This is a genomic window from Streptomyces sp. NPDC055287, assembly GCF_053646035.1.
The window spans coordinates 1-1019 of record NZ_JBSHNE010000146.1 but is presented as its reverse complement, the minus strand read 5'-3'; the positions used below and the strand labels follow the sequence as shown (position 1 = coordinate 1019).

The following is a 1019-nucleotide window of genomic DNA, read 5'->3' as shown; positions in this document are numbered from 1 at the left end:
TGGAAGGCGTAGGTGGGGAGGTCGACGTGCCGGGCTCCGGACGTGGCGAAGTACGCCTGCCAGTCGACCGGAACACCACGAGTGTGCAGCCGGCCCAACGCCACCAGCAGCGTCTGCGCCTCCGGACGGTCCCGGCGCAACGCCGGAACAGCGACCACACCCCCACCCTCGCCTTCCCCGACCAGAGCCGACAGCACACCATCGGGCCCCAGCTCCAGGAAAGACGTCACACCCGCATCACCCAGCGACGACACCGCATCCGAGAAACGCACCGCACCACGGACCTGATCAGCCCAGTACTCCCCCGTCCGAAGCTCATCACCCTCCGCCGGCTTCCCCGTCAACGTCGAAACCACCGGAATCCGCGCCACCCCGTACGACAACCCGGACGCCACCGCACGAAACTCCTCCAGCATCCCGTCCATGTGCGGCGAATGAAACGCGTGCGACACCACCAACCGCTTCGTCCTACGCCCCCACGCCCCCACAAGCGACGCCACCTCAAGCGTCGCCACCTCATCACCCGAGATGACCACAGAAGAAGGACCGTTCACCGCCGCCACAGCCACCAGACCTTCCCGCCCCGCCAGCAGAGGCACCACCTCCGACTCCGCCGCCTCCACAGCGACCATCACCCCACCCGACGGCAACGCCTCCATCAACCTCGCCCGAAACGCCACCAACCGCGCCGCATCCTCCAACGACAGCACCCCGGACACATGCGCCGCGACCACCTCACCAACCGAATGACCCGCCACCCAATCAGGCGTCACACCCCACGACGACACCAAACGGAACAACGCCACCTCAACCGCGAACAACGCAGGCTGCGCATACCCCGTCCGATCCAGACCGCTCCCCCGCGCGATCACCTCACCAACAGGCCGCTCCACATACCGGTCCAGCTCCGCCGCCACCTCGTCAAAAGCACGAGCGAACACCGGAAACGCCTCATACAACTCACGCCCCATACCAACCCGCTGCGCACCCTGCCCCGTAAACAAGAACGCCGTCTTGCC

The 1019-nt window shown here is 66.7% G+C and carries 1 protein-coding gene; it reads right to left on the bottom strand.

Going from position 1 to position 1019, the window contains the following annotated elements:
* A partial coding sequence (locus ACWIHY_RS40425; protein WP_454381766.1) for an acyltransferase domain-containing protein occupies positions 1-1019 on the bottom strand: 1019 nt, incomplete at both ends.